Here is a 24,574-nt window from a genome sequence, read left to right on the forward strand (position 1 = left end):
ATACTATCGCGTCAGGAGAATATCATTCTCTATGGTGAAGAACGCAAGTGCGGGCGGCCTCAGAGGGCGGTGATGACGGAGCCAGGCATGGTGACAATCCAGCTCGACCGCAAGAAAGTGTCGGTCCCCCTGGTCCCGGGCGAGACCCTTCTGGAAAGCGCGCGCCGGGCGGGCCTGGACCCGCCCTTCAATTGCGAGGCCGGCAACTGTGGAACGTGCATGGCCAGGCTCATCGAGGGCCGCGCAACCATGCGCACCAACGACGCGCTCGAAGAAGATGAAGTGGCCGAGGGCTACATTTTGACCTGCCAAGGAGTACCCGACACGGACTCGATCACGGTGCGTTACGAGTAGTCACCAGGAAGGCGCCATGGCCAAGGGAATCATCTATGTCGAGACTCGCCCCAGCGCAGCCGATCGCGAACGCGAATACAACACCTGGTACGACGAGGTTCACCTACCCGAACTGGTGGCGCTCGACGGATTCGTCTCGGCGCGGCGCCTGAGGCCGGTGAACGGTGCGGGGCCGTATGTGGCCCTTTACGAGATCGAAGGCGATGACCTGCAGGCGATCCTGGACAACATGGTTGCCTCGGCCGGCCGATTGCACATGTCCGACGCGCTGCAGTTCGATCCCCCGCCGGTGATGCGGCTGCTCGAGGTGACGAGCGCGTACCCACCGACGGCGTGATCACCTACGGCCTGAACGCTTTTCGCGTGACCGCCGGTACTCAACTTTGACGTGCCGCAACCGAACGGGTGATGCCTCGCGCGATGAGGGCACAGGCTGCCGTCGTCGCAGCAACGCATGCCAGGAACGCGAACCAATTGTGTTGCCAGCCCCAGTCATAGCGACCTTGCGCGAACACGGTCATCGCCACGATGCCGGCCACCGGGATGAGCGCATATGTCGCCCGGTAGTACCGCCGCAGGATCAGAATCCCTGCGGTCCACAACGGAGTTACCAGCGTCGCCTGAACATATGGATCGAAGATTTTCCAGGCGGGATATGAGATCGGGCCGACCGATACCTGGTTTCCGCAGTGGCGATACTGGCCGCCGACCGTGCAGACCCAGTGGCTGGTGGCGTTCAGACAAGCCAGCACGGTGAGCGCGGCCGCGATCACCAATACCACGGCGCCAACCACCATCCGCAGTCCCGGTCGGGCAGTGTGGCTGCGCAGCGCCCGCGGGGGTTCGTCGAGCACGCAAACCGTGTCCATGACCATATCGGCGATCGTTTGGCGCTTGGCCGTGAACAACGGCAGCAGGTAGCCGATGCCGAAGGTGATCGCGTCCAGAAAGTGGGCGAAGTAGCGCGCGATCGACGATCCGACGCCAATGGGCGCGCCGGTCCGTTCGCCGAGTACCTTGAACCTCAGCACCGACTTGCCGACGGTCGAGCCGGTAATCCCTTGGCGGTAGCCCCAATTCCAGACCCAGTACGCCAGCAACGCCAGATTGACGATCAATGCCACGATGCCCTGGAAACGTGAGCCGCCACCGACCAAGGTGGCGGTCACGCCGCCGACGATCCCGAGCGTCACGCCGATAACGAACCCCAGCATGTAGTCGATGAGATAGGCGCCAACTCGCCGGATCCACGATGCGTAGGCCGCCATCGGAAAGTCATGCATCGGTTGACCCGGGACCGGTGGATATCCCGCGCGTGCCCGCGGTGGGTATCCGGAGGGCGGCGGCACAGGCGGCTGTTCAGTCATTTGCCGGGCCTTCCACTGGCGGGTGGATGCAACCCTACCCGAAACGGCCTGTGCCCTAGTCGAATTCGCTGGAGGCTCGGATTTTCGGCCCAGTTCCACGCAAGTTCTGTCCGGCGCGACGCCCTTGCTGACCGGAAGGCGGGAAGGCGCATTCGGCTGTTCCGTAAGGCGTTGTGGCCAGTACTTTGTCGCGTTTTGCGATGACACCGGCAAAGCGCACGGGTGGCCAGGCGACCGGCGGGGGCGCAGTGTCGCTCGAGCTAAGGTGAGTTGCTCTAGGCCCGCCGTTGCACTTCCGGAGGATGGAGCAGGATCGGTTGCGGATCGATGTCGGTCAGCTAGAAGCTACGACGGGTCAATGGAGTCGGCGAAGCGTCGAACTTGCCGTCTTAGCACCGCCCCTGCCGGGGCAACCGTTTCAACCCACCGCCGTAGCGGTGGGCGGTGCCCATGCAGCGGTTGACCTGGCTGCGGCGGCGTTGACCGCCCGCACCCAAGCGACGGCCAGCACGGTGCAGGCCGGTGCTACGGGATATGCCAGCAACGAAGCGACCGCTGTGGCCGAGATGTCAGCCGCGCAAGCCAGGTTGGTGTAATCGGTGGCCACCCTTTCCCAAGTCCGGGCCTGGAGCACCCAGCATCTGATCGAGGCGGCCGGCTACTGGACCAAGACCGCCGATCAGTGGGAAGACGTGTTCTTGCAGATGCGCAACCAATCCCACACCCTGGTGTGGGAAGGCGCCGGCGGCGATGCGCTGCGGGAGCGAACCGGCGCGGACTTCACAGTCGTGAGCGCCAAAGCCGACCAATTGCGCCAAGCGAGCAAGATTGCCCGTGACGGCGCCGGCACCATCGGCGCCGCCCAACGCAGGGTCCTCTTTGCTATCGAGGACACCCATAACTCGGGTTTTGCTGTGGGAGAAGACTTCTCGGTCACCGATACCCGAACCAGCCGCTCCGCGGCCGAACAGGCGGCTCGTCAAGCCCAAGCCCACGCATTCGCCGCCGACATCCGCCAACGCGTCGCCCAACTGCTCGGGGTCGAACACGACGTAGCCGGCAAAATCACCGCCGCGACGGCCGGAATCGCGGCCACCACCTTCCCGGAAACACCTCACGACCCCAAACCTCGCATCCAGGCCGTCGACACCCACACCTTCAAAGACAGCCCACAACAACCGCAGCCACCGGACGATCCGGCGCGGATGACACCTGAACAAGCACGGGCAGCCTATAACCAACTGAAAGGGGATATCCGCGACCATAATTCGTGGCGACCCCCGCTCGATGACGCCAGCGCGGTCGCCACCTACAACCGAGAAGCAGATGCGCTCAATGCCCGGAAAGGCGCCTTGGAGGCGCAGCTAGGCAAGACAGAGACCGTGCCCGCCCAAGGAACACGCCTGGTCCCGGATTGGGCACAGCCATGGCAACCGCCACCACACTCACCAACACCGGTCCCGCATGGCCCAGGCACTTGGCAACCGGTCACCGAGTCGATGTCCGACCGCGCCGCCCAATACCAAATGCAGATCACCGGACACCCCATCACCGAGGGATACATCGTCGACGGGGTGAAATTCGACGGATTCACAGACGGAGCGCTAATTGAAGTTAAAAGCTATTACTCACAGTTCATCGAAAACGGCCACTGGAAAGCCGTTCTTCACCGGACAACAGAGTCTCGTCAACCAAGCACTGAATCAAGTAAGCGCTGCGCACGGAACTCCGATAGAATGGGTATTCGCGGAACCAGAAACTGCCGCTGTAGTGAGACAGATGTTAAACGATGTTCCTGGTCTACAGGGTGCTATTGACTACGTGGTTATACCGCCACCCTAAGCAAAGGATCGGTAAATGACGAAATCGAATGTGAGTGTCAGATGGGGAGCCCGTGTCGAGTCGGTCGACCAAGCCGCAGGCCGGGTTGCGAAACTGTTGCCGGCGCTCGCTGCGCTCGACTCAGCCCTGTCGAGCTGGCGCGATCTTGGCCGGTCCAAAAGGGAGGCAACCGCCAAACCCTTGGTCACCACCAACCACGCCGACTTGGTGCAGCGATTACAGGACGGACGACACCGCACCGACGTTGGCCGACAAATCATGGAAGATATGGGCTACTCGGTCTACTGGTGGAACGGCGCCGAGGACAGCCAGGCGGCGGCTAACTTGAATATCCATATCGGTTCTAGTGCACTGGGAAACCATGTGGTGCTCAAGCTGCCCGAACCCGATGCGGTCCCGAGCCTCTACACCCGGGGCATCGCGCATAAACTTCTACATATTCTCGTGGATATTTTTGACCCCGATTCGGTGCTTTGGTCTAATGAGGAACTTCTCGCCAAGCAAACAGAGCCGGATCACCCAACCGAGGATGGCCGCGGATATGTACTCGGGAAATTGGTCGGACACCCGGCGGGGTGGGCTAATTTCCTCAGCGATTCCGATTCGGTAAAGTTCGACATGGCCTTGTTGCCAGCTGGCGCAACGGTTGAACGCCTCGGCACCGGAACGTTGGTGCTGCTCGGGCAAGACCCAGCTGACCCGCCGCTTCGTGATGTCCTTCAGGTGCGCAGGGCAATGGGCTACGAGGTGCCCACCCAGCGGACAGAATCATCCGAAGACGTGGACGCCGCCTCGGCCGGCCCGACGGCAACCCCTACCGCACCGGGAGCATCTGTGAACCCGACGGACAGAGGGCAATCCGACCCTCGACCCGGCATCGAAACACGCGGTGTTGGATACCCGGAAAGCAACACGGATGCTCAGCACGGCGACGCTCCGCGCGGCACCACCGCCCACGACTAATACTTGGCTGAATCATGGTCAACTGCACATCTGGGATCAGGCCGTTCGCCTCCGGGGTACCCATGCAATACGACGCTGACGTCAACCCGCGTGACAAAGCCGCGGCATCAGCGCCGCTGCTGCACCGCATGCGAAGCTGAGATGTCTACGACAACGACGGCAAGGCGACCGGCGGGGGCGCAGTGTCGCTCGACCTAAGGTGAATTGCTCTAGGCCCGCCGTTGCACTTCCGGAGGATGGAGCAGGATCGGTTGCGGATCGATGTCCCACAGCTAGAAGGCGTGGCCAGTCAATGGGGTCAGCGAAGCTTGGAACTTGCCGTCCTAGCACCGCCTTCACTAGGGCAACCGTTTCAACGCACCACCGCGGCGGTGTGCTGTGCCTACGCAGCAGTTGAGCTTGCCGCCGCGGCGTTGTTGGCCCGGACACAGGCGACGACTGGCACGGTGCAGACCGGTGCTGCAGGTATGTCGGCAACGAAGCGACGGCTGCGGCCGAGATGTCAGCCGTGCAAGCCAGGTTGGTGTAATCGGTGGCGACCCTTTCCCAAGTCCGGGCATGGAGCACCGAGCATCTGATCGAGGCGGCCGGCTACTGGACCAAGACCGCCGATCAGTGGGAAGACGTGTTCTTGCAGATGCGCAACCAATCCCACACCCTGGTGTGGGAAGGCGCCGGCGGCGATGCGCTGCGGGAGCGAACCGGCGCGGACTTCACAGTCGTGAGCGCCAAAGCCGACCAATTGCGCCAAGCGAGCAAGATTGCCCGTGACGGCGCCGGCACCATCGGCGCCGCCCAACGCAGGGTCCTCTTTGCTATCGAGGACACCCATAACTCGGGTTTTGCTGTGGGAGAAGACTTCTCGGTCACCGATACCCGAACCAGCCGCTCCGCGGCCGAACAGGCGGCTCGTCAAGCCCAAGCCCACGCATTCGCCGCCGACATCCGCCAACGCGTCGCCCAACTGCTCGGGGTCGAACACGACGTAGCCGGCAAAATCACCGCCGCGACGGCCGGAATCGCGCGGCCACCACCTTCCCGGAAACACCTCACGACCCCAAACCTCGCATCCAGGCCGTCGACAACCACACCTTCAAAGACAGCCCACAACAACCGCAACCGGGACCACCGGGCAATCCGTTTGCCGGCTGGACCGACGAGCAAATGAGACAAGTAGCTGTCGAAATCGCCAACGGTCATGCCTTGAAGCATTTTCCGGGAAAGACGCCAGGAGACCTGGCCAGATCGATTTACGACGCGATGAAGGACCCCAATACTCGGATCGGTTCCAGCATCAAATCCGGCGGACTAACGCTGCTGAAGAGCGATGGAACCATTATTTTCATCAATCCGCAGGACGGCGACTATGGAACTGCCTTCGAACCCAAGCCGACTGCGACGACTCCGTGGCGAACCCCGCTGGAATACTTCGAGCAGAACACTAGGGCCGTCGAACCACTTGCTCCCCCTGCATCGGGACGGTTTCCACCGCTTACTCCCGGCGAAATGGCGCCACCTACACCCGCCGCTCCACAGCCTCCACCGGTTCCGCGACCCGCACCCCCACCACCGCCACCGGTTGAAGCGCCACCGGCACCCAAGCCAGCGCCCCTACCCAAAGGTGTCGAAGGGCCGATGCTTCCCGGCGGACCCGCACCGCCTTTGGGACCCCACGTTGTGCACCCACCGCATACCATCCCCCATCACCTCCCCATTTTGGGAGAAGACGACCCGGGGAAATCCCCGAGACTTCGACTAGGAGCAGGACGCTAGCCTCCATCAGCGGGTTTTAAGTGCCGACCGCTCCCAGGAAACAACAACTCAGCCGTGGTGATGCGGCCGATCTTGCGCTGCAAGCCGCGCAGTAAACTCACCGCCTCCGTATCGGAGATCCCGCTAACGGTCGCAAAGTCCAATCCCGCGCCCACCAACTCGCTGGCCCAGGAGCATTCCGTCAAGTACAACACCCGAGCCCAATCCAAGCTAGTAAGCGCTTGGCCACCAACGACTGCGTAAGAAAGACGACCAGTGAGCTCGTCGAATTCCTCCCACGTCGACAACCCCAGCACGCGGATCGGAAACGGTGTCGCAGTCGCCGAAAACTGCCATTGGTACAGCGCATGCTGTATGAAGCTGCGCTCATCGCTAGTCAGATCAACAGCTACCAACTCAGAATCAATTGACATTGAGCTGATCCTAAGCTGCAGTTGGGCGAGATAGTGCGCGAGGGGCTGACAACACGTCATCGAGCTCAAGCGTTGAGCACGTCGCCGTGTTCACCCAGCCGTGGCGCCGGCCGGTAGTCGGGCTCATAGCCGCAAACATGCACAGGATTCCCGACGAGACGTAAATCACCAGCCCGCACAATAGTTTCCGGCGCCGCCTGCAATGCCTCGGGCAGCGTGCGGACGGCCGCCGCCGGCACGCCCAGCGGACGCAGCCGTCGTTCCCAGCCGGCGGCGGTATCGGTGGCCAGCATCGCCGTGACGACGCCGAGCACCTCGTCGCGCCGGGCCGCGCGCTCGGCCATTGTTTCGAAACCGCCGATACCCGCCTCGTCGGCAAAGGATTTCCAGAACCCGTCGTGCGTGATGAACAGCGCCAGATACCCGTCAGCGGTCGGAAAAAGCTGAGCGGGAACGTAATACGAATGCGCGCCATAGGGCCGGCGGTGCGGCTCAATACCCTCGTTGAGGTAAGCGGCGGCATGGTAATTGAGCTGCGAGAGCATGACGTCGCGCAGCGACACGTCCACCTGCCCGCCGCGACCCGAAGCCATCATCGCCAGCAACCCCAGCGCCGCACACATGCCGGTGGAGTTGTCCGCCGACGAGTAGCCCGGCAATGTCGGCGGACCATCTGGCTCACCCGTCAAAGCGGCAATACCGGTAGCGGCCTGGATCACGTAGTCGAATGCCGGATCATCGCCGCCGTTGAGACCGTAACCGGTGATCGCCACGCAGACGATCCGTTCGTTCCACCGCCGCAGGGCCTCGTAGGTGAGCCTCAGCCGGCGAATGGCCGACGGCTTCAGGTTGACCAGCAGTGCCTGCGATTGCGCCGCGAGCTCACCCAAGCACCGTTGTCCCGCTTCGGTATTCAGGTCCAGGCAGATGCTCGACTTGTTCCGGTTGAGGCTGGCGAAGTAACTGTCCCCCACGCTGCGGGAGATCTCGCCGTCCGGCGGCTCGACCTTGATCACCTCGGCACCGAGATCGGCCAGCAGCATGGTGGCATACGGCCCGGCCAGCATGGTGCCGACCTCGAGAATCCGTATCCCCGCCAGTGGACCTCGACCAGTCACCGCAACTCCGTTGCCAGCGAAGCGATCATCTCGCGGGTCCGGCGCTTGGACGCGACAAGCGCGTCGCGGTTGCCACCGATCGGCAACAGACGCACGGACAGGTCCGTCACACCGGCGTCGGCGAATCGCCGTAGCCGGGCCAGGATGGCGTCCTCGTCGCCGGCCGCGCAGATATCGCCGACGTCTTTGGCGTCGCCGTACCCCAGCAGCCGCTGGTAATTCGGCGAGACCTCGGCCTCGCCCAGGATTCGGTTGGCGCGCTCCCGTGCGGCGTCGACTTCGGTTGTGCTGCAGAGGCATACCGCTACGCCGGCGACGATGCGCGGCGCCGGGCGACCGGCGTTGTCGGCGGCCTTGGTGATCCGGGGCACGACGTGCTCGGCGACGGCGCGTTCGTCGGCCATCCACAGCACGGTGCCGTCGGCCCGCTCGCCGGCCAACGTCAGCATCACCGGCCCGAGCGCGGCCACCAGCACCGGCAGCGGCGCCACCGGCGCCAGGTCGAGGGGGTTGTGCACCCGGAACGTGGTGTTCTCCACGTCGACCGGGCCGGGATTGGCGAAGGCCGCGTGCAGCACGTCGAGATAGTCGCGGGTGTAGCCGGCTGGCCGCTCGTAGGGAAGCCCGAGCATGTCGTCGATGATCCAGTGATGCGACGGCCCGACACCCAGCACCAGCCGGCCTCCGGTAGCCGCGTGCACCGACAACGCCTGGCGCGCCAACGCAATGGGATGCTGCGCCTGCAGCGGGACGACCGCGGTGCCCAGCTCGATGCGGCTGGTCCGGGTGCCCATCAGGGCCACCGCCACCAACGCGTCAAAGTCGTTGGGAATCTGTGGAATCCAGGCGCTGTCCAGGCCGGCGCTCTCCGCCCAGTCGATGTCGGCCAGCATCCGGATGACCTTGCGGGCCGAATCGCCACGCTCGGGACCGACCATCACTCCGACGCGCATGGTTCCTCCGGGGCAGGTTGCGGGCTGCCGGTCAAAGCGCGAATGTCACGTACCAGCACGTCCAGCGGTGTCCCCGTGGGAAATACCGCCGCCGCGCCGGCCTCCAGCAGCTTGGGCACGTCGGCGTGCGGGATCGTTCCGCCGACGACGACGGCGATGTCGGCGGCGTCAGCGGCGCGCAGCGCTTCGATGGTGCGCGCGGTCAGCGCCAGGTGTGCGCCGGACAAGATGCTCAACCCCACCACGGCCACGTCTTCCTGGACGGCGATCGACGCGATGTCTTCGATGCGTTGCCGGATCCCGGTGTAGATCACCTCGAAACCGGCGTCACGCAGCGTGCGGGCAACGATCTTGGCGCCGCGGTCATGCCCGTCGAGCCCGGGTTTGGCGACCAAGATGCGGGTAGCCATCAGAACACCACCGGCTGCTGGAATTCGCCCCACACCGCCTTGAGCGCGGAGACCATCTCGCCGACCGTGCAGTAGGCGTTGGCGCAGTCGATCAGCCGGGGCAGGAGGTTGTCGGTGCCTTCGGCGCCGCGGGCCAGCGCGGTGAGCGTGGACTGTACTGCGGCATTGTCTCTTTCGGCCTTGACCTGGGTCAGCCGCTTGAGTTGGAGGTCGCGCCCCTCGGCGTCGAGCTCGTAGGTCATGATGTCGTGCTCGGGTTGCTCGGAGACGAACCTGTTGACCCCGACCACCGGCCGCGCACCCGTCTCGATGTCCTTGTGCATCGTGAAGGCTTCGTCGGCGATCAGCCCCTGCAGGTAGCCGTCCTCGATGGCACTGACCATCCCGCCGTGCTTTTCGAGGTCGGCCATGATCTCGATGATGCGGGCTTCGGTGGCATCGGTGAGCGCCTCGACAAAGTAGGAGCCGCCGAGCGGGTCGGCGACCCTGGCCACGCCGGTTTCGTAGGCCAGGATCTGCTGAGTGCGCAGCGCCAACGTGGTGGATTCCTCGGTGGGCAACGCGAACGGCTCGTCCCAGGCCGCGGTGAACATCGACTGCACGCCGCCCAGCACCGCCGCCATCGCCTCGTAGGCCACCCGCACCACGTTGTTGTGTGCCTGCGGCGCATACAGTGACGCGCCGCCGCACACGCAACCGAAACGGAACATCGATGCGCGGTCCGTCTTGGCACCGTAGCGTTCCCGCACAAGGGTTGCCCAACGGCGCCGTCCCGCACGGTATTTAGCGATCTCTTCGAAGAAGTCGCCGTGGGTGTAGAAAAAGAAGGAGATCTGCGGCGCGAACTCGTCGATGGTCATCCGGCCGCGTTGCACCACGGTGTCGCAATAGGTCACGCCGTCGGCCAGGGTGAAGGCCATCTCCTGCACGGCGGTGGCGCCCGCGTCGCGGAAGTGCGCTCCGGCCACCGAGATGGCATTGAACTTCGGCACCTCGGCCGCGCAGAACTCGATGGTGTCGGCGATCAGCCGCAGCGACGGTTCGGGCGGCCAGATCCACGTCCCGCGCGACGCGTACTCCTTGAGGATGTCGTTCTGGATGGTTCCGGTGAGCTTGGCCCGCGGCACGCCCTGGCGCTCGGCCGCGGCGACGTAGAACGCCAGCAGGATCGCTGCGGTGCCGTTGATCGTGATGCTGGTGCTGATCTTGTCCAACGGGATGCCGTCGAACAGGATCTCGGCGTCGGCCAGCGTGTCGACGGCGACGCCGACCCGGCCGACTTCCTCGACGACGTCGGGGTCGTCGGAGTCGAAACCGCATTGGGTGGGCAGGTCGAGCGCCACCGAGAGACCCGTCCCACCCTGCTCCAGCAGATACCGGTATCGGCGGTTGGATTCCTCGGCGGTGCCGAATCCGGAGTACTGACGAAAAGTCCAGAGCTTGCCGCGGTAGCCCGACGCGAAGTTCCCCCGGGTGAAGGGAAACTCCCCCGGACCCGGGGGTTTCGACTCGCGGTCCTGCGGCCCGTACACCGGCGCAACCGGGATGCCCGATGCGGTCTGAGCTTCATTATCCATCGATGAATAACGTACTTGCAAAAAAAGAGAATGCCAATACCGCTGCCTGACCAGGTGAGATAGCGCAATGCTGGGCGGCGGTGGCGGTTGGCCTCGGCTGATCCGCGCTCAGCCGCACCCGAGCGACCCAGCAACGTATGACGGAGGCGACATGGCGGTTCCCCGGCCGTCGGCGGCGGACCTGCGTGCCGCCGCCGAGCACTTCGGTTTCCACCTCGACGCCGACGACCAACGGGATTACCTCGCGGCCGTCGGGCACACACTCAGGTCCTACGACGTGGTCGACGAGCTCTACGGCGACCTCTGTGACCATTCCGCTCAGCCTCAGACGCCCGATCGGGTATATCGATTCCCGGAGCCGGGCGACAATCTGCTCGGCGCCTGGTATGTCACGGCCGATATCTGCTCCGGCGCGCAGGGTCCGCTGTCCGGCAGGACGGTCGCGATCAAAGACAACATCGCCGTGGCCGGCCTGCCGATGATGAACGGATCACGCGCGGTGGAGGGATTTGTCCCCAGCCGCGACGCGACCGTCGTGCGGCGGCTGCTCGCCGCCGGGGCCACCATTGCCGGCAAGAGTGTCTGCGAGGATCTGTGCTGCTCGGGATCCAGCTTCACCTCCGCGTCCGGACCGGTGCGCAATCCGTGGGACACCAGCCGAGAAACGGGCGGATCATCCAGCGGTAGTGGCGCGCTCGTCGCCGCGGGGGAAGTCGAGTTGGCACTGGGAGGTGACCAGGGCGGGTCAGTGCGCATCCCGGCTGCCCTGTGCGGCATCGTCGGGCTCAAGCCGACGTACGGGCTGGTGCCCTACACCGGCGCGATTCCCATCGAGCGCACCATCGATCACCTCGGCCCGATGACACGCACCGTCGCCGACGCGGCACTGCTGCTTACGGTGCTTGCCGGCCCGGACGGCCATGATCCCCGCCAGCCCCCGGCGATAGCCCCACAGGACTATCGGGCGGCACTCACCGGCGACGTGACCGGTCTGCGGGTCGGCATTCTCACCGAAGGCTTCGGGTGGGCCAACTCGCGGCCGCAGGTCGACGAGCTGGTCCGGTCGGCGGCCCGCAAATTCACCGAAATCGGTTGCACCGTGGGCGAGGTCAGCGTGCCCTGGCACCGGCGCGCGATCCACGTATTCAACGTCATCATCACCGACGGCGCGACCTACGAGATGCTGGAGGGCAACGGATCCGGACTCGGCGTGAACGGACGATACGACCCAGAATTGATGGCGCACTTCGCAAGACAGCGTGTGGCCAAGGCCGACGAATTCGCCAGCACCATCAAGGCGACGGCGTTGTGTGGCCACTACAGCCGAAACAGGTTGGGCAGCGCAGTTTATGCCAAGGCACGTAATCTGGTGCCGCACCTGCGGGCAGCTTATGACGGGGCGCTCGAGCATTACGACGTGTTGGTGATGCCCACGGTGCCCGGCACGGCCAATCCGCTGCCGGAGGGCCGCCCGCAGGACGTCGCATTGCTACCACGCACATTCGGCAAGGCGCTCAACACCGCGCCCATGGACATCACCGGGCATCCTGCGATTTCGGTGCCCGCCGGCCTGGTCGACGGGCTTCCCGCCGGAATGATGATTGTGGGCAAGCGATTCAACGATGCCACCGTGTTGCGGGCCGCTGGCGCCTTTGAATGCGTGTGCGGAGGGTTTTCTGACGCTTCGCGCCAACCCTAAGCCCGGCAAAGGATTTCTCCGTGTGGCATCGCCAGCCAACCGTCCGGGGCGCCAGCCCAGACCTGCCACGCCACCGAGATCTCTGTGAGCTCGGCGGTGGTGGCCATGCCCGATTCCACCAGTTGGCGAGACAGGTCCGACTCGAGGATGCGGTCGGCCCACATTCCGCCCCACCATTGACGGGTCTCGGCCGTCGCAAAACACCAGATGCTCCCGGTTGGCGTGACGTCGTCGAAGCCGGCGGCCAGCGCCCAGGACAGCAGCCGCCGGCCCGCGTCCGGCTCGCCGCCGTTGGCGCGAGCCGCCCCGTCGTAGAGTCGCAGCCACAGGTCCAGTGCGGGCAGCCGTGGATACCAGATGAATCCGCCGTAGTCGGCATCGCGAGCCGCGACAACTCCGCCCGGCGCACACACCCTCCTCATCTCCCGCAGTGCCTGGACCGGATCGGCGACGTGTTGTAAGACCTGGTGGGCATGGACGACATCGAAGGTGTCGTCGGGAAAGTCGAGCGCGTGCACGTCGGAGGTCACGAACGAGACGTTCGCCGCGCCGCGCCGCTCGGCCTCAGCGCGGCCCAGACTCAATGCGGCGTCGTTGATCTCGACGGCCGTTACCCACCCCGGCGCCACCCGGGCGGCGAGGTCGACGGTGATCGTCCCAGGACCACAGCCGACGTCCAGCACGGTCAGCCCCGATTTCAGGTGGGGCAACAGATAGCCCGCGGAGTTCTCCGCGGTGCGGACGCGGTGACTACGCAGCACCGACTCGTGATGTCCATGCGTGTAGATCGTCGCTGAGTTGTCGTTCATGGCGGTTTCCCTCGGTCGGCGCGTCTTCGGTGGCGCCAGCCTATAACCCGTGATCACTATTTGAAATAGTCGTCTCATATACTGAGACACAGACAGCTAGTCGACGGGGACATCGAGAACCGGACGGTCGACGCCGGCGCCGGGACCATCGAAGTGCCACCATTCGCCGGAATACACGTCGAGCCCGCCGTACTGCATTGCCTCCCGCAGCGCCGTCCGGTTCGCCTGAGCCGCCGCTGTGACGCCCTGAGTCGCGAATGCCGTTGCCCGCGAGGAGAAGTCATCGAAGTCGGTGCCCATGTCGGCCAGGCACAGGCCATGCACCTGGCGTTCGGCGGGGCAGCTCTGCTGCGGACTGGTAAACGTCACGTCGACCGAACGTCCCGCCTCGTGACTACGGGCATACGGTCCCGGTCGCGCCACCCACGACGGGTCGGGAACCGCATTGAACATCTTGACCTGCGCCTCGTGTGGCCGATAACAGTCCCAGAAGACCAGCACGTGCCCTTGCGGGCGCAGTGCGACCGCGGCCGCCGCGAGACCTCGCGCCATCGATTGGTGCACCAGGCACCGGGCGTCGGAAGGATAGAGCTGGGTGTGGGTGAAATTGTTGGTCGTCGCGTAGCGCAGGTCGATGACGGCGTCGGGCAGCACGCTTCGGACGTCGATGAATCCGGCCGCGCGCGCCGCGTCGCTGACCGGCGGGACGCCGGGGCCGGCCGGGACCGTGGTCCCTACGGGCCGAACCGGCAGGGAAGTGGATGTCGCGGCACCCGGGTCATGGCAGGCTCCCGAAACCGCCGTCAGCAACGCGGCCAGCATGACCGGGCAGAATCGCCGCATATCGGGCATTCCGACATTGTCGCGGTGGTCGCATCGAAGTCTGTGCAGCCACACCAGTGGCCGCGAAACTCGGCAACGATTTATCGAACCGATACCGGCCCGGCAGGCCACTCAGCGCGCGGCAGTGAACCCGGGGATTTCTCGGCGTTCGTCAGTGTTCGTCAGTGTTGGTCAGTGTTCGTCAGTGTTAGTCAGTGTTCGTCAGTGTTAGTCATAGTGACCGTCATGGGCGGCATGCCGGCAACCGTCATGCACATAGTCGATGTGGTCGCCGTGCGGAACCGTCACGTGGCCGCAGCCCTCGCCATGTGTGTGGTCGTGCCCCTCCCGCCGCACTTCCGTGGTGGACCATCTGCCACTGTGGACAAGGGCAGAAAGTCACTTCAGGTGATGTCGCCATCCACGTAGCGTTGCAGGTTGGGCGCTATCGCGGCGAGCACCTCGTCCTCCGACATCGACGCGATGGGTTCGATCCGCCAGACGTAGCGCAGCAGCGCCAAGCCAATGAGCTGGCTGGAGATCAAGCTGCTGCGGCGCAGCCGCTCGACCTCGTCGTCACCCAGGGTTGATTCTCCGATCAGGCCGCGTTCGACGACCATCCGCAACTTGTCGCGCGTCTTGGTTTCATGGGCGGCGGTCAGCACCACCGCCCGCAGAATGGGGCCGACCTCTTCGTCGGTCCAGTTCTGCATCACGTTGCGCAGCAGCTGCTTACCCAGCTGGTCTCGTGGCGCGTCCCAGGTTTTGGCGACCGAGTCGAGCCACTTCTGCGGCGGCGCGGTGGCCGCGTCGAGCAGGCCTTCCTTGGAGCCGAAGTAGTGGTAGATCAGCGCCGGGTCGACGTCGGCGGCACGGGCGACGGCGCGAATCGCCGTGCCGGCCCAGCCGTGTTCGGCGAACTCGTCGCGGGCCGCGGTGAGGATGCGCGCCGCCAGCACGCCGCGTTCGTCGCGGGGGCCGGGGGTGCCGGATCGTGTCGCCACAGTCACACCATACCCGTGAAATTTCCTCTTGCGTTGAAACTAGTTTCAACTTAGCGTGAAACTATGACGAGCACGCTCAACGGTCCCCAGACCACCGGCCGGCAGTACCGGAACCTCAGCGAGCCGCGGTACACCGTGCGCACCGACGCCAATGCGGCGATCACGGTCCGCGACGGCACCACCTTGCTGGCCGATGTGCACCGGCCCGATTCCGACGGCCGCTTCCCCGCGCTGCTGGCCGCTTCCCCCTACCCGAGGCAGATGCAGGACTTCGGCGCACCCGCCGGCTTCATCGAGGCCGGCGCGACGGCCTTCTGGGTTCCGCGCGGCTACACCCACGTCATCGCCAACTTGCGGGGAACCTGCGGATCCGGCGGAACTTTCACCCTCTTCGACGCACAGGAGCGTCGCGATCTCTACGACGTTGTCGAGTGGATCGCCCAACAAGACTGGTGCGACGGCAATGTCGGCATGATCGGCATCAGCTACTTCGCAATGAGCCAGCTCGAGGCGGCCGTCGAGCGTCCGCCGCACCTCAAGGCGATCTTTCCCCTTGCGGTGACCGCGGACCTCTACGAGGGAGCCAGCCATCACGGTCTGCTGAGTTCGTCTTTCGTCACCCCGTTCCTGGCGATGACCGGCCTGACGTCGGAGCGCAGCGACAAGCTTTGGCGCAGCAGGCCGGTCGACCTGGCTCGCCGAGTGCTCAACAGCCCACGGATCCATAAGAAATTCGAAACCTCGAACGGCGAGTCAGCGCTCGCCATGCTCCGCCAACTCCTTCGGCTGCCGCACAATCCGCATCCATGGGACGAGCTCTGGCTCGACGCCGCGGTCAGGCACCCGCACCGTGACGAGTGGTGGCAGAAGCGAAACCTGTTGCCGTTACTGAAGGAAATCGACATTCCGGTGTACCTCGGCTGCGACTGGGAGAACGTGCCCTTACACCTTCCGTCGACGTTTGCGGCGTGGAATGCATTGTCGGACAACGCGTGTGTACGAATGGGCATGCTCGGCAAGTTCGGCCTGACGTGGCCCTGGGAAAGCATGCACCTGGAAGCGCTGGCCTGGTACGACCATTGGCTGAAGGGCCGCGACACCGGAATCCTCGATGGGCCGCCCATCCGCTATTTCCTGCCCGGCGCGAACGAGTGGCGTACCGCCGAGTCCTGGCCGCCCGCGGCGGCGCCACACCGCGAACTCGCCCTATGCGCCGACGGCGACTTGCGGGAGGACGAGGGCCAGCCGGGCAGCCGCGAATTCATGGTCCTGGGTTCGGGACTGGGCCGCGTCAAGCCCAGCGCGATCGATCCGCCGTCGATGCTGACGTGGACCGGCATCCCGGTAAGCGAGGTCCTTGATGTCGTCGGCGACATCGAACTGCGCCTGGTGGCATCGGCGACGGCGATCGATACCGCATGGATGGTCACGCTGCAGGACGTAGCCCCGGATGGCCAGACCACCGATGTGACAGCAGGATGGCTGCGCGCCAGCCTTCGCGAGGTCGACGAAGCGGGCAGCCGACCTGGGGCGCCGGCGCTGCCGTGCACTAACCCCCAGGGGATACCGGTAGGCCAAGACGTCGTGTATCGAATCCCGTTGGTGCCCAATGCTCGGCGCTTCAAGAAGGGGCACCGCATCCGGCTCGTGCTCACCAGCGACGATCAGGACCCGTCGGTGCCGGCCATCATGGGTTTCCGACACGCCGCCGTCGGCGCCAGCAGCCTCAACACCGTGCGATCGTCATCACGGCTGCTGCTCCCGGTACTTGGCTAGTAGCCCGCGAGCGTAATCGCGGCCAAAAGTCTCGCGTGGATTCGCCGTGTCGTAGCCTTCGCGCCTCAGCAATTCCGCGGCGCTATTCCTGCCGCGCTGCTACCACCCGGGGGCAAATGACAGCGGCCAAAGCAGTTTTCGAGCGTCACGTCGGCGACGTCATATTTTAGCCCGCAAGGCCGGCCAATAGCGCGGCATCGAGTGAATGCGGCAAATATAAAGATTTCATGGCGGTTTCGGTTGAACGAAGATACGGCAGCTTCAGAAGTTGATCATCACCATTGTGATTGACTCAGCTATAGCGTTGCCCAGATGCACGGATCGAATGCCTGCGAAAGTTACTGGCGCCCAGCATTCCACGTTGTCGTGTTGGTATTCGTCATCGCTATCACCGCCGTTCTGGTTACCCCGATCGCGCATGCGGCCGCGGTAAGCGCGACGTTGGCGGTGACATCACAGTGGAATACCGGCTTTGTGGCAAACTATAAGATCGTCAACTCCGGCTCGGCGCAGCTCACCGACTGGAAGCTCGAATTCGATTTGCCAGCAGACGAATCGATAACCAATGTATGGAGCAGCAGGCTGGCACAGTCGGGAACGCACTTCGTGTTGACTCCCGAGGACTACAACCGAACGATTGCGGCCGGCGGTTCCATCAGCATTGGTTTCCAGGCCGCGCTCGCCGGCGCCTATTCGGCGCCGGCGAATTGCTTGGTCAATGGACAGCCCTGAACCGCGGGCTTGACCCCGGCGACCACGATCACAACACCGACAACCACCACAACACCGACAACGACCAACCCGACTTCGACGCCGGGGCCTGCCGCCGCCGGCGCGGCAACCGCGACGTTGTCGGTGACCTCGCAATGGAATACCGGCTTCGTGGCCAACTACAGCATCGCCAATCCGGGAGCCGCACAGCTGAGCGGCTGGAAGCTCGAATTCGACTTGCCAGCAGGAGAATCCATCACCAATGCGTGGAACAGCAAACTTGCTCAATCCGGCACGCATTACGTCTTGACTCCCGAGTCATACAACAGCACAATCGCACCGGGCAGTTCGGTCACCGTCGGATTTCAGGCCGCACAGACCGGCGCATACACGCCACCGACTAATTGTCTGCTCAACCGTCAGTCCTGCACCGCAGCATCGGTGTCAACCAGCCAGTCCACGACTCCCACAACCACCAGCACGACCGGCGCGCCGAGCGGCACCCAGATCTGCGATCAGTTCGGCACGACGATGATCGCAGGTGCCTACGTGGTCCAGAACAACAGGTGGGGAAGCAGCGCCGCGCAGTGCATCAACGTCACCGCGACCGGTTTCACCATCACCAAAGAGGATGGTTCGGCCCCCACTGATGGCGCTCCGCTGTCATACCCGTCCATATACCTGGGGTGCCACTACAGCAATTGCTCGCCGGGCAGTAAGCTGCCGGTTCAGTTGAGCCAGCTCACCAGTGCTAACAGCGGCATCAGTTACGGCGACGCCAGCGGCACCTATGATGCCGCGTACGACATCTGGCTGAACCCGACACCGAAAAAGGACGGGCTCAGCCAGATGGAGATCATGATCTGGTTCAACCGCCAAGGTTCGATCCAACCGGTCGGCACCAAAGTCGGAGCGGCCGCGATCGGTGGCCGCAATTGGGATGTCCGGCAAGGAAACAACGGCAGCAACAACGTGATCTCCTACGTCGCACCGACACCGATCAACTCCTGGAACTTCAGTGTGCTGGATTTCGTCAACGACGTCCGCAACCGGGGCACGATAACCAACTCCTGGTATCTCACCAGCATCCAGGCCGGGTTCGAGCCGTGGAGCGGCGGCATCGGGCTCGCCGTCAATTCGTTCTCGGCCACAGTCAGCTGACGACTGCGGCAGCGGCCGGTCCCCGCAAAGCCGCCGCCGGCCCGGTCAGCCGCCAATCGCCTCGTCCTGGGTAGGCCAGCGCGTTGGTCTGGACCCGTCCCCGGCGCACCGACAGCGCGGCGCACCCGGCGCGGCCACGCGTCTCGGAAGACCATCCGGCATCGGACAGACCGCCCGGGGTCACGTGTGCCTGCGTCCCCTATCGACCCGATCATCGCGACCGCCCCGAGCGCCGACAAAGGTCACATGAACTTCATGTAATTAATTTTTAAGTATTTTAAGCATATTGCTCGGATCTCGCCTAAGCTGCCACTAGCGACGGCAACCACAAGGCAGCGTGGCGCTGCCCGTTTCGCTACGGCACGAAGAGACACGAACAGAGAGGCATCAGCCAGTGTGTGCTAGATTTTCGCGCCAACCGGTGGTGGGCCACGCTGAACTACCGCCGACAGCCCAGCTCCCCGCGCCACCAGCGGGTGCGCCAGACCGGTCGGTGACGTCGATCCACCACCGATCCCCCGCAATTGATTCCGTTGCTTGGCGATCGGAGCTTCGGCGGGCGGTCCTGGCTGCCGTCGCAGAGTTCGTCGCGACGCGCAGTGCATCCCAACTCGACGAGTCATCCTCGGCCGCCGCGGGCGAAATCCTGTTGGCGTTTGTCTCGAGCGGCAAATGTCTGCGGTCCACCTTCATGTACCTGGGCTGGCTGTGCGGCGCCGAGCCCAGCGCCGCGGCCTTGTCGGCCGCGGCGAGTTTGGAACTGCTGCATGCGTTTGCGTTGGTGCAGGACGATGTGATGGATCGATCAGCACAGCGGCGTGGTCGCCCGGCCGTCCATGTCCAGCTGGCCGAGTGGTATCGACATCGCGGAATGTCCGGCTCGGCAGATCGGTTCGGTGAATCCGCGGCCATCCTGCTGGGCGACGTTTGTCTCATTTGGGCCGAGCAGATGCTGCGTGAAAGCGGTGTGGCGCCGCGCCGACTGCAGCAGCTATGGCCGCGATACGACGCGATGCGCATCGAGTTGGCGGTCGGCCAGTTCGCCGACCTGGCCAACGACATCCGCGACCTGCCGCCGCTGCGAACCGTTTTGGACATCGCACGGCGCAAGTCGGGCAACTACACCGTGCGCCGGCCGTTGGAGATGGGCGCGGCGATGGCGGACTGCGACGATCGCACGTTGGCTCAACTCGGCCTTTACGGCAGCGATGTCGGCGAAGCCTTCCAGCTGCGCGACGACCTGCTGGGAGTGTTTGGGCCGTCGGCGACCACGGGCAAGCCCAACGGAGGCGACCTGGTCGAACGTAAGGCCACCAGCGTGGTGGTGGCCGCTCATGAGATGGCCGATCCGCCGGCGCGGCGCGAGCTCGCCGCATTTGCACGTGCCGATGAGCTAGACGGTGCAGCACTGGATCGCCTGCGGACGCTGATCATCGCCACCGGGGCTGCGCAGCGCATCGAGGACATGATCTGGCGGCGCATCGAGCGTGCCCGAAAAATCCTGGATCACATCGCGATTGACGACACTGCTCGCGCAGCGCTAGGCCACTTGGCTGATGCCTGCGTGGAGCGCAGCACGTAAAAGGAGTCCGGTGATGCATACCATTCAGGGACCAACCGATCACGTCGTGGTAATCGGCGCGGGTTTGGCGGGGCTGTCCACGGCGTTGCATCTGGCCGGCCGCGGCCGTGCCGTCACCGTGGTCGAGCGCGAAGCATGGCCGGGTGGGCGTGCCGGGCGACTCGACATCGAAGGTTACCGAATCGACACCGGGCCAACGGTTCTGACCATGCCGGACATCATCGACGACGTATTCGCCGCAGTCGGTGAAACCAGCTCTGACCGGTTGGATCTGCTTCCCGTCGAGCCGGCCTACCACGCGGTATTCGCCGACGGCAGCTCCCTTGACGTGCATTGTGACGCCGAGCGGATGGCATCCGCCATCCACGAGTTTGCCGGTAGCCGGCAGGCCGCCGGCTACCGGCGGCTGCGAAAGTGGCTGACGCGGCTGTACCGCACCGAAATGGACGGGTTCATTGCCGCCAATTTCGATTCGCCGCTGTCGCTGCTGACGCCACAGCTGGCGCGGCTGGCGGCCATCGGCGGATTCCGCAACTGGGACGCCAAGGTCGGGCGCTACCTGAGCGACCCGCGGTTGCGCCGGGTCTTCACCTTCCAATCGCTGTACGCCGGTGTCGCTCCGCACGATGCGTTGGCGGCGTACGCCGTTATCGCATACATGGACACCATCTCGGGCGTCTTCTTCCCCCGCGGCGGTGTCCGAGCACTACCCGATGCGCTGGCGGCCGCCGGAGCCTGCGCCGGAGTCCAGTTTCATTACCGTTGCAGCGTCACCGAACTCGAACGCAGCGGCAACCGCATCACCGCCGTGCGCACCGACCGGGAACAGCGCATACCCTGCGACGCGGTCGTGCTCACCACCGAACTACCCACGACTTACCGGTTATTGGGCCGCACCCCACGCCGCATCCGTCCGCTGCGGGCGTCGCCGTCGGCCGTCGTCGTCCACGCGGGCTGCCCCAGCGTCGCATCAGCGGATCGGGCGATGGCGCATCACACCATCCTTTTCGGGGCAGCGTGGGAGCAGACCTTCACTGACATCATTCGCGACGGCCGGCTGATGCGGGATCCGTCGCTACTGGTCACCCGGCCGACGGCAACCGATCCGACTCTTGCCCCCACCGGCCACGACTTGTTCTATCTGCTTGCCCCGGCACCCAACCTGGCCGCCGGAACAATCGACTGGTCCACTGCCGGCGCCCCCTATGCGGAATCGATCATCGACACCGTCGCCGACCGGCTGTTGCCGCAGCTGCGCCACGGCACCGACGTGCTCGACGTTGTCACCCCGCTGGATTGGGCACGCCGTGGCATGACGGCAGGCACACCATTCGCGCTGGCACACACATTCGGCCAGACGGGACCGTTCCGGCCGGCAAACACCCTGCGCGGCATCGACAACGCCGTCCTGGCGGGGTCGTCGACCATTCCCGGCGTCGGCGTGCCCACCACCCTCGTCTCCGGTCGGCTGGCCGCTGACCGCATCACCGGCGAGGTGAGCCGGCCTCCACGCCATTTCGACCTGAGAGCCGACACGAAAGCGCAGATATCATGATTCGCAACGAATTAGACGCCGCCGACATCCACGATTCCCGGCTGCGCGAGGCATATCGCCGCTGTCGCCGGATCAATGCCGCCCATGGGCGCACCTTCTTCCTCGCCACCCGGCTACTGGCGCCTGACCAACGACCGCCGGTACACGCACTGTACGGTTTCGCCCGGTACGCCGACGACATCCTCGACGCAGTTGATCCCGGTCTGGGCATGGACGTTCGCGCCCAACGGCTGCAAGAACTTTCCGATCGCTTCTTCGCCGGCGCCGCCCAACCCGACCACCCAGTGCTGACCGCCGTGCGCCACACCGCACGCCGATACGACATCGATACCGAGCTATTCGAAGACTTTCTGACATCGATGCGCATGGACCTCACGGTCACCGACTATCCCAACCGCGACGCGCTCAACGGCTACATGAGGGGCTCGGCGGAAGCGATTGGACTGCAGGTACTTCCGATCTTGGGCACCGTCGTGCCCGTCGCAGAGGCAGCCCCGTACGCCGCCGCGCTCGGTCGTGCATTCCAGCTCACGAACTTCATTCGGGATGTCGACGAGGATTTGGCGAGGGACCGGGTCTACCTGCCCGCCGACGAACTGGCCGCCGACGGCGTCGACCGGGATCTGCTGATGTGGTGTCACCGGAATCGGTGCACCGACAACCGGGTACGTAACGCCTTGGCCGCCCAGCACGCGATCACCAGGAAAACCTATCGGTTCGCAGCCGCCGGGATCGCCCTGCTGGCGCCCCGTTCCCGGCCCTGCGTGGCAACGGCTTTGACACTGTACTCAGAAATCCTCGATTGCATCGAAGACGACGATTTCGAGGTATTCAGTCACCGAGCCACCGTCGGGCAGGCACGACGGCTGCGGGTCGCCGGAGCCGGGCTGATCCAAGCCTGGCGGGTCCGCAACGGCACCCGCGATGTGTCCGGACCCGCCCAGTCGGGTGCCGCATGAGCGATCACTGGCAATACCTGCTGCTGCTGGGCGCCTGCCTGGCGATCACCGCACCGCTGGAGTTTTTCGGCAGCGGCGTCTACCGGCAGCCGCTGCGGCTGCTGAACGCGGTGCTGCCGGTCGCGGCGGTGTTCCTGATCTGGGACGAAGTGGCTGTCGCAGCCGGGGTGTGGAGATACGACGCGCGCTACATCAGCGGCCTGACCGTGCCGTTTCGGGTTCCGATCGAAGAAGTGCTGTTCTTTGTGGTGATCCCGATTTGCGGGCTGCTGACCTACAACGCGGTCAGCACGATTCTCGATTGGCGCACCCGGCGATGACCGGGCTGGGATACACCCTTCCGGCCGTGCTGGCCGTGGCGGCGGTCGGTGGATTGGAATTGGCGCTCTTGCGCACTGGCGTGTTCCGGCGTCCGGCGTACTGGTTGTCGATGCTGATCGTGCTGGGATTTCAGGTCCCGGTCGACGGCTGGCTGACCAAACTCAGCTCGCCGATCGTCAGCTATGACAAACACCAAACGACGGGTCTGCGGTTCCCGTTCGACATCCCGGTCGAAGATTTCCTGTTCGGCTTCGCCATGGTCACCGCCGTTCTGCTGCTGTGGGAGCGCCGGCGAGCACGTCGATGACGCCGCCATCGGCTAGATCACCTGGAGGACGCCGCACATGCTGTCGAAAATGGCCCGCATCTCTCTTGCCGCGCCACGGCGGATCATCGCGACCGCCATCCTAGTGATGGTCGGTACCGCGATATTCGGCATTCCCGCCGCGACCAGTCTGGCCCCCGGAGGCTTCGTGGACCCCGAATCCGAATCTGCCCGCTCGGCAGCGGTGCTGGCCAACACGTTTCATCGGGGCGACATGGAGATGGTGCTGCTGGTGAGTTCTGACAAAGGCGTGCAAGACGGTCCGGCTCGGGTCATCGGAGCCGATATCACGCGACAGCTTGCCGAATCACCGTTCGTGGCTCAGGTCGCATCGCCTTGGAGCACACCGCAACCCGCCCCGGGCCTGATAAGCACTGACGGCAGGTCCGCGATAATCCTGGCTGCGCTCAAGGGAGACGAAAGCGTCGCCCCCGCGCATGCCCAGCTGCTCGCAGAAAGGCTCGCCCACCACCGCGACGGCGTCATGGTACTGGCCGGAGGCGCGGCGATGATCTACACGCAAGTCAACCAGCAGACCCAAAAGGACTTGCTGCGAATGGAACTCATCGCGATACCGGTGAGTTTCGTCGCACTGGTATGGGTGTTCGGCGGGCTACTGGCCGCGGCATTGCCGGTAGCCGTGGGCAGTTTCGCGATCCTGGGTTCGCTCGCGGTGCTCCGTGGCATCGCCTTATTCACCGACGTGTCGATCTTTGCAATGAATGTGACGGTCGCGCTGGGGATGGCCCTGGCGATCGATTACACGTTGTTGATCATCAGCCGGTACCGCGACGAGCTCGCCGACGGACGCGACCACGACGACGCCCTGGTGCGCACCATGACGACGGCCGGGCGCACCGTCCTGTTTTCCGCGATGACCGTCGCCCTGTCCCTGGTCGCCATGGTGGCGTTTCCGATGTACTTCCTGAAGTCCTTTGCCTACGCCGGCGTCGCGGTCGTGGTGTTTTCGGCGTTGGCGGCGGTGGTGGTGGCCCCGGCGGTGCTGGTGCTACTGGGCGAGCGGGTCGACGCACTCAACGTCTGGCGGCTGGGCCGGCGGTTATCCGGTCGGCCCGAGCC

At 64.7% G+C, this 24,574-nt stretch carries 26 protein-coding genes and 2 pseudogenes; 18 read left to right on the forward strand and 10 right to left on the reverse strand.

Features of this window, described 5'->3' with window-relative positions; genetic code table 11:
• The first annotated feature begins 72 nt into the window (after positions 1–72).
• Both EET13_RS24260 and EET13_RS24265 read left to right on the forward strand, forming a co-directional pair.
• Complete coding sequence (locus tag EET13_RS24260) at positions 73–354, forward strand: 2Fe-2S iron-sulfur cluster-binding protein (protein ID WP_122444638.1); 282 nt, start codon at positions 73–75, stop codon at positions 352–354.
• Between the two features lie 16 nt (positions 355–370).
• Positions 371–691, forward strand: coding sequence for a DUF4286 family protein (locus tag EET13_RS24265; RefSeq protein WP_122444639.1), 321 nt, complete (start codon positions 371–373; stop codon positions 689–691).
• A 40-nt stretch (positions 692–731) separates the two neighbouring features.
• On the opposite strand, the gene EET13_RS24270 is transcribed toward EET13_RS24265, so the two are convergent.
• Positions 732–1,721 carry an RDD family protein gene (locus tag EET13_RS24270; protein ID WP_122444640.1) on the reverse strand — a complete coding sequence of 330 codons (990 nt, stop codon included), beginning with the start codon at positions 1,719–1,721 and terminating at the stop codon, positions 732–734.
• Positions 1,722–2,023: 302 nt separating this feature from the next.
• Between EET13_RS24270 and EET13_RS24275 the strand changes: the two genes are divergently transcribed.
• The 6 genes and pseudogenes from EET13_RS24275 to EET13_RS24295 all read left to right on the forward strand — a co-directional run bounded on the left by EET13_RS24275 (position 2,024) and on the right by EET13_RS24295 (position 5,694).
• Positions 2,024–2,317: a hypothetical protein gene (locus EET13_RS24275; protein WP_122444641.1), complete on the forward strand. Its 294-nt coding sequence runs from the start codon at positions 2,024–2,026 to the stop codon at positions 2,315–2,317.
• 3 nt (positions 2,318–2,320) lie between these two features.
• Positions 2,321–3,538 (forward strand): Tox-REase-5 domain-containing protein, encoded by a 1,218-nt coding sequence (locus EET13_RS24280; RefSeq protein WP_122444642.1) that lies wholly within the window; start codon positions 2,321–2,323, stop codon positions 3,536–3,538.
• A gap of 40 nt (positions 3,539–3,578) precedes the next feature.
• Positions 3,579–4,526, forward strand: coding sequence for an Imm52 family immunity protein (locus EET13_RS24285; RefSeq protein WP_122444643.1), 948 nt, complete (start codon positions 3,579–3,581; stop codon positions 4,524–4,526).
• Between the two features lie 236 nt (positions 4,527–4,762).
• Positions 4,763–5,055 (forward strand): annotated as a pseudogene (locus tag EET13_RS31925) (hypothetical protein).
• 3 nt (positions 5,056–5,058) lie between these two features.
• Positions 5,059–5,251, forward strand: a pseudogene (locus EET13_RS32960) (hypothetical protein).
• Positions 5,248–5,694: a hypothetical protein gene (locus tag EET13_RS24295; protein ID WP_425294268.1), complete on the forward strand. Its 447-nt coding sequence runs from the start codon at positions 5,248–5,250 to the stop codon at positions 5,692–5,694. The pseudogene EET13_RS32960 and the gene EET13_RS24295 overlap by 4 nt, the downstream one beginning before the upstream one ends.
• A 601-nt stretch (positions 5,695–6,295) precedes the next feature.
• Here the strand turns inward: EET13_RS24295 and EET13_RS24300 are convergent.
• The 5 genes from EET13_RS24300 to EET13_RS24320 all read right to left on the reverse strand — a co-directional run bounded on the left by EET13_RS24300 (position 6,296) and on the right by EET13_RS24320 (position 10,770).
• Positions 6,296–6,712, reverse strand: a complete 417-nt coding sequence (locus tag EET13_RS24300) for a hypothetical protein (protein WP_136623242.1) — start codon at positions 6,710–6,712, stop codon at positions 6,296–6,298.
• A gap of 65 nt (positions 6,713–6,777) precedes the next feature.
• Positions 6,778–7,830, reverse strand: a complete 1,053-nt coding sequence (locus EET13_RS24305; protein WP_122444645.1) for a CaiB/BaiF CoA transferase family protein — start codon at positions 7,828–7,830, stop codon at positions 6,778–6,780.
• Positions 7,827–8,783 carry an LLM class F420-dependent oxidoreductase gene (locus EET13_RS24310; protein WP_122444646.1) on the reverse strand — a complete coding sequence of 319 codons (957 nt, stop codon included), beginning with the start codon at positions 8,781–8,783 and terminating at the stop codon, positions 7,827–7,829. Before EET13_RS24310 ends, EET13_RS24305 begins: the two co-directional genes overlap by 4 nt.
• The gene (locus EET13_RS24315; RefSeq protein ID WP_103846244.1) at positions 8,768–9,193 is read right to left on the reverse strand and encodes a cobalamin-dependent protein; all 426 of its coding nucleotides are present in this window, start codon (positions 9,191–9,193) and stop codon (positions 8,768–8,770) included. The genes EET13_RS24310 and EET13_RS24315 overlap by 16 nt, the downstream gene beginning before the upstream one ends.
• Positions 9,193–10,770, reverse strand: coding sequence for a methylmalonyl-CoA mutase family protein (locus EET13_RS24320; protein WP_122444647.1), 1,578 nt, complete (start codon positions 10,768–10,770; stop codon positions 9,193–9,195). Before EET13_RS24320 ends, EET13_RS24315 begins: the two co-directional genes overlap by 1 nt.
• A 151-nt stretch (positions 10,771–10,921) precedes the next feature.
• On the opposite strand from EET13_RS24320, the gene EET13_RS24325 reads away from it, so the two are divergent.
• Positions 10,922–12,469, forward strand: a complete 1,548-nt coding sequence (locus EET13_RS24325; RefSeq protein ID WP_122444677.1) for an amidase — start codon at positions 10,922–10,924, stop codon at positions 12,467–12,469.
• On the opposite strand, the gene EET13_RS24330 is transcribed toward EET13_RS24325, so the two are convergent.
• From EET13_RS24330 to EET13_RS24345, 3 genes are all read right to left on the reverse strand, one after another.
• A complete protein-coding gene (locus EET13_RS24330; RefSeq protein WP_122444648.1) occupies positions 12,466–13,278 on the reverse strand; it encodes a class I SAM-dependent methyltransferase in 813 nt (270 codons plus the stop codon). The two genes, EET13_RS24325 and EET13_RS24330, sit on opposite strands and share 4 nt — an antisense overlap.
• 96 nt (positions 13,279–13,374) lie before the next feature.
• Entirely contained in the window at positions 13,375–14,100 is a 726-nt protein-coding gene (locus EET13_RS24335; RefSeq protein WP_244604090.1) for a M15 family metallopeptidase, read from the reverse strand.
• Positions 14,101–14,504: 404 nt separating this feature from the next.
• A complete protein-coding gene (locus tag EET13_RS24345) occupies positions 14,505–15,104 on the reverse strand; it encodes a TetR/AcrR family transcriptional regulator (protein WP_122444650.1) in 600 nt (199 codons plus the stop codon).
• Between the two features lie 63 nt (positions 15,105–15,167).
• Between EET13_RS24345 and EET13_RS24350 the strand changes: the two genes are divergently transcribed.
• The 3 genes from EET13_RS24350 to EET13_RS24360 all read left to right on the forward strand — a co-directional run bounded on the left by EET13_RS24350 (position 15,168) and on the right by EET13_RS24360 (position 18,752).
• The gene (locus tag EET13_RS24350; protein ID WP_122444651.1) at positions 15,168–16,880 is read left to right on the forward strand and encodes a CocE/NonD family hydrolase; all 1,713 of its coding nucleotides are present in this window, start codon (positions 15,168–15,170) and stop codon (positions 16,878–16,880) included.
• Positions 16,881–17,192: 312 nt separating this feature from the next.
• Positions 17,193–17,612, forward strand: coding sequence for a cellulose-binding domain-containing protein (locus EET13_RS24355; RefSeq protein ID WP_122444652.1), 420 nt, complete (start codon positions 17,193–17,195; stop codon positions 17,610–17,612).
• 9 nt (positions 17,613–17,621) lie between these two features.
• Complete coding sequence (locus EET13_RS24360; RefSeq protein ID WP_122444653.1) at positions 17,622–18,752, forward strand: glycoside hydrolase family 12 protein; 1,131 nt, start codon at positions 17,622–17,624, stop codon at positions 18,750–18,752.
• Here EET13_RS24360 and EET13_RS24365 read toward each other — a convergent pair.
• Positions 18,745–18,936: a hypothetical protein gene (locus tag EET13_RS24365; protein WP_122444654.1), complete on the reverse strand. Its 192-nt coding sequence runs from the start codon at positions 18,934–18,936 to the stop codon at positions 18,745–18,747. The two genes, EET13_RS24360 and EET13_RS24365, sit on opposite strands and share 8 nt — an antisense overlap.
• Positions 18,937–19,245: 309 nt before the next feature.
• On the opposite strand from EET13_RS24365, the gene EET13_RS24370 reads away from it, so the two are divergent.
• The 6 genes from EET13_RS24370 to EET13_RS24395 all read left to right on the forward strand — a co-directional run.
• Positions 19,246–20,334, forward strand: coding sequence for a polyprenyl synthetase family protein (locus tag EET13_RS24370; protein WP_244604085.1), 1,089 nt, complete (start codon positions 19,246–19,248; stop codon positions 20,332–20,334).
• 13 nt (positions 20,335–20,347) lie between these two features.
• Complete coding sequence (crtI, locus tag EET13_RS24375) at positions 20,348–21,889, forward strand: phytoene desaturase family protein (protein WP_122444679.1); 1,542 nt, start codon at positions 20,348–20,350, stop codon at positions 21,887–21,889.
• The gene (locus EET13_RS24380) at positions 21,886–22,848 is read left to right on the forward strand and encodes a phytoene/squalene synthase family protein (RefSeq protein WP_122444656.1); all 963 of its coding nucleotides are present in this window, start codon (positions 21,886–21,888) and stop codon (positions 22,846–22,848) included. Before crtI ends, EET13_RS24380 begins: the two co-directional genes overlap by 4 nt.
• The gene (locus tag EET13_RS24385; protein WP_122444657.1) at positions 22,845–23,168 is read left to right on the forward strand and encodes a lycopene cyclase domain-containing protein; all 324 of its coding nucleotides are present in this window, start codon (positions 22,845–22,847) and stop codon (positions 23,166–23,168) included. Before EET13_RS24380 ends, EET13_RS24385 begins: the two co-directional genes overlap by 4 nt.
• Positions 23,165–23,476 carry a lycopene cyclase domain-containing protein gene (locus EET13_RS24390; RefSeq protein ID WP_122444658.1) on the forward strand — a complete coding sequence of 104 codons (312 nt, stop codon included), beginning with the start codon at positions 23,165–23,167 and terminating at the stop codon, positions 23,474–23,476. The genes EET13_RS24385 and EET13_RS24390 overlap by 4 nt, the downstream gene beginning before the upstream one ends.
• Positions 23,477–23,513: 37 nt before the next feature.
• On the forward strand, positions 23,514–24,574 hold a 1,061-nt coding region (locus EET13_RS24395; protein ID WP_168991329.1), incomplete at its 3' end, for an MMPL family transporter.

The sequence above is a fragment of the Mycobacterium attenuatum genome (assembly GCF_900566085.1).
Taxonomy (GTDB): Bacteria; Actinomycetota; Actinomycetes; order Mycobacteriales; family Mycobacteriaceae; genus Mycobacterium; species Mycobacterium attenuatum.

What these genes read in the sequence shown, in the direction of transcription:
- EET13_RS24260 (WP_122444638.1), top strand. Translation starts at nt 73, where the DNA reads ATGACGGAGCCAGGCATGGTGACAATCCAGCTCGACCGCAAGAAAGTG.
- EET13_RS24265 (WP_122444639.1), top strand. Translation starts at nt 371, where the DNA reads ATGGCCAAGGGAATCATCTATGTCGAGACTCGCCCCAGCGCAGCCGAT.
- EET13_RS24270 (WP_122444640.1), bottom strand. Translation starts at nt 1,721, where the DNA reads ATGACTGAACAGCCGCCTGTGCCGCCGCCCTCCGGATACCCACCGCGG.
- EET13_RS24275 (WP_122444641.1), top strand. Translation starts at nt 2,024, where the DNA reads ATGGAGCAGGATCGGTTGCGGATCGATGTCGGTCAGCTAGAAGCTACG.
- EET13_RS24285 (WP_122444643.1), top strand. Translation starts at nt 3,579, where the DNA reads ATGACGAAATCGAATGTGAGTGTCAGATGGGGAGCCCGTGTCGAGTCG.
- EET13_RS24300 (WP_136623242.1), bottom strand. Translation starts at nt 6,712, where the DNA reads ATGTCAATTGATTCTGAGTTGGTAGCTGTTGATCTGACTAGCGATGAG.
- EET13_RS24310 (WP_122444646.1), bottom strand. Translation starts at nt 8,783, where the DNA reads ATGCGCGTCGGAGTGATGGTCGGTCCCGAGCGTGGCGATTCGGCCCGC.
- EET13_RS24315 (WP_103846244.1), bottom strand. Translation starts at nt 9,193, where the DNA reads ATGGCTACCCGCATCTTGGTCGCCAAACCCGGGCTCGACGGGCATGAC.
- EET13_RS24320 (WP_122444647.1), bottom strand. Translation starts at nt 10,770, where the DNA reads ATGGATAATGAAGCTCAGACCGCATCGGGCATCCCGGTTGCGCCGGTG.
- EET13_RS24325 (WP_122444677.1), top strand. Translation starts at nt 10,922, where the DNA reads ATGGCGGTTCCCCGGCCGTCGGCGGCGGACCTGCGTGCCGCCGCCGAG.
- EET13_RS24330 (WP_122444648.1), bottom strand. Translation starts at nt 13,278, where the DNA reads ATGAACGACAACTCAGCGACGATCTACACGCATGGACATCACGAGTCG.
- EET13_RS24335 (WP_244604090.1), bottom strand. Translation starts at nt 14,100, where the DNA reads ATGCTGGCCGCGTTGCTGACGGCGGTTTCGGGAGCCTGCCATGACCCG.
- EET13_RS24350 (WP_122444651.1), top strand. Translation starts at nt 15,168, where the DNA reads ATGACGAGCACGCTCAACGGTCCCCAGACCACCGGCCGGCAGTACCGG.
- EET13_RS24355 (WP_122444652.1), top strand. Translation starts at nt 17,193, where the DNA reads ATGCACGGATCGAATGCCTGCGAAAGTTACTGGCGCCCAGCATTCCAC.
- crtI (WP_122444679.1), top strand. Translation starts at nt 20,348, where the DNA reads ATGCATACCATTCAGGGACCAACCGATCACGTCGTGGTAATCGGCGCG.
- EET13_RS24380 (WP_122444656.1), top strand. Translation starts at nt 21,886, where the DNA reads ATGATTCGCAACGAATTAGACGCCGCCGACATCCACGATTCCCGGCTG.
- EET13_RS24385 (WP_122444657.1), top strand. Translation starts at nt 22,845, where the DNA reads ATGAGCGATCACTGGCAATACCTGCTGCTGCTGGGCGCCTGCCTGGCG.
- EET13_RS24390 (WP_122444658.1), top strand. Translation starts at nt 23,165, where the DNA reads ATGACCGGGCTGGGATACACCCTTCCGGCCGTGCTGGCCGTGGCGGCG.